Annotated in this window: 1 protein-coding gene; it reads right to left on the reverse strand. The window is 64.4% G+C overall.

Going from position 1 to position 2,735, the window contains the following annotated elements; translation table 11 throughout:
* Nucleotides 1-169: 169 nt before the first annotated feature.
* On the reverse strand, nt 170-2,735 hold a 2,566-nt coding region (locus ACFU8W_RS52240; protein ID WP_384052919.1), incomplete at its 5' end, for an RHS repeat-associated core domain-containing protein.

A 2,735-nucleotide genomic window follows, 5' to 3' on the forward strand; every position in this document is an offset into this window, starting at 1 on the left:
TGACGAAACCCCGTCCTCCCAGCGAGACCGGAGAATAATCTGAATTGCTGCCATAATGATCCGTGTCGGCGTCACACGGTCCCATACCTCAGATTCAGCCGATGCCGAAAACTCTGGAGTGATTGTTCCGTCTTCAGTAAACTTCTTAAGTATTTCACCCGCGACAGCCTTAGCGTCGCCACCACATTTTGACACGCTGCCATCCTCTCGCTCCGACTATAGCCACGGCAACGATCGCCTCTGCGGGGCCGTGAGCTCCGGGTGCCTGGGGACCATCCACGACCTTCTGAACAGTTCCGGGAGACGACGATACCGTGTCTTTGCGTTTGTCGGCTTCTTCTATTGCTTCTTCAGTAGCTCTCTGCGTCTTTCCAGCCTCGTCAGCTGCTGCCCCTCCAGAACGGGGGCGAGCTGCGCCCCCATTACTCGGATCAATGAAGTCTGGCAGATCAGACGGGCCACAGGGCCTGCCGCCACTGTTATGGACGAGTGCGGTGGCGTCGCCCGAAGCAACGTAATAGGTGTGCAGCCCGTCAACGGTCAGGTTATGGACGGTCGTTGACTCGGTGCGATGCGAAATGGCCGAAATCTGGATCCAGGTGCCGGTGCTGGTCTGGAGCCATTGGCCGACTGTGAGCTCGCCTGCGGTGACCCACTTCTTGAGGTCGGGGACCCAGAAGGGGTGGCCGTCGGTGGCAGTGATGCTGCTGGTCTTCGCGCTCTGTGCCTGACCGGTATCGATGGTGAGGTCGACGAGTTGTTTGTCCCCGTTGCCCTCGATGAGGGCGGTGACGGTGCGGGGTCCGGTTTCACCGGTCTGCGGATCGGTGGCCTGAACCTTGTCGCCGATCTTGATGTCCTTGATCGGCTTACGAGTACCGTCTGCCATGAGCACTGGTGTGTCGGCGGTGAAGCTGTTGGGCGCCAGGCAGCTCCCGGCGCGCAGAGAACCTCTAACGGCCAGGAAAGCGCCCAGGGCTTCGCCGGCCATGCCCATCATGCAGCCGGTCAGGGCGGCGTTGCCGACCTGTCCCCAGTTGACCTTGCGGCCGGACAGTCGCTGGAATGCCCAATCGAGGCCGCCGTCCAGGAGTCCGCCGACGGCGCAGGCGGCGATCATGGGGTTGTCGCCGGTGGGGTCGGTGTAGGTGGTGGGTGAGGACAGGGCGTATTGGTAGAGGTTGGTGCCGCCGGCCTGGCCGATGGGGTCTTGGGAGATGAAGCGGCCGGTTTCGGGGTCGTAGTAGCGGTCGCGGTAGTAGAGGAGGCCGGTGCCGTCGTTCTCGCGGCCGGTGAAGGTGTACGGGTTGGAGGAGGCGGCTCCGGAGACGGTGGGCTGGCCGTTGGGGTCGTAGGTGTATTTCGTGGCGATGGTGCCGTCGCTGTTGGCGAGGCCGATTACTGAGCCGAGTGCGTCGGTCAGGTAGATCTGGGTGGTGCCGTTCTCGGTGCGGGTGAGGAATTCGTCCAGCCCGGAGGTGGCCACGGTCGCGGTGGTGTCGCCTGAACTGTTCTGTTCGAGCAGCGGGTTGCTTCCGTCGGTGAGGAATTTGTTCGTTGTCCCGCCGACGGTTCTGGTGCTGCGGGTGCCCAGGGCGTCGTATCCGAAGCTGCTGTTCTGTCCGGCCTTGGCCAGGCCGGTGAGCTGGCCGCGTGCGTTCCAGGTGTAGTCGCGGATGCCGTCGGTCTTGAGCTGGCCGTCGGCGTCGTAGGTGAAGGAGCGGCCGCTGTAGGTGGTGATGCGGTTGTCCTTGCCGAAGACCGTACCGTCCTCCGCCGCGGGCAGCGCCACGTTCGCCAGGGAGCCGGTCAGGCCGGTCTGCAGGCCGCGTTCGTCGCGGGTGTAGTTGAGGTCGCCGATGCTGCTGGCGCCCTGGGCGTAGGTGATGGCCTTGATGGTGCCGGTCTTGTCGTAGCCGGTGGTGCGGGTGATGCCGCCGGGCATCGTGGCGGTCTTTTCCCGGCCCACCGCGTCCAGTCCGAACCCGACTTGTTGGGTGCCTGACGTGACGGAGGTGAGGATGCTGGACTTGTCGAAGCCGTAGCTGGTCGTCTGACCGCCTGCGGTCATGGTCTTGCGGCGGTCGGCGGCGTCGTAGTCGTAGCTGACGGTGCCGTTGGGGCCGGTCACTGTCTTGGGCCGGTCGTAGGTGTCGTAGGTGAACGACTGGTTGCCGGCCTGGCTGTCGGTGATCTGCTTGAGCAGGTCGTGGCCGTCGTAGTCGTAGCTGACACTGAATTCGGCCTGGCCGGCCACGTCGACGCCGTACTGGGCGGTCTTGGCCCGGCCCAGAAGGTCGTAGCTGGCAGTTGCGATCTTCCCGGAGCGGCTGGTCGCCTTCTTCAGCAGCCCGGCCGCGTCGTACTCGAAGGTGGCCTGTGCACCCATGGCGTCGGTGGCCGACTTGGGGCGGTCCGCGTTGTCGTATGCCCAGCTGCTTGTGTTGTTGCGGGCATCGGTGAGGGTGGTGAGGTTGCCGTTGTCGTCGTAGTCGAAGCCGGTGCTCTGACCGAGGGGGTCGGTGACCGTGCGGGGCTGGTTCAGCTTGTCGAAGGCGATGGTGGTTGCCGAGCCTGCTGTGTCCGTCAGGACGGACGGCCGCCCGGCGGCATCGACGAACTGCCCCGAGGTGCGTCCCTCGGCGTCCTTGACCGAGACCAGGTCGCCGTTGTTGTACGTGTACTCCGTTACCGCCCCGGCGTTGTCGGTGACAGTCTTCACCTGACCGTCCGGC

It is taken from the genome of Streptomyces sp. NPDC057565, assembly GCF_042801455.1.
GTDB lineage: Bacteria > Actinomycetota > Actinomycetes > Streptomycetales > Streptomycetaceae > Streptomyces > Streptomyces yanii.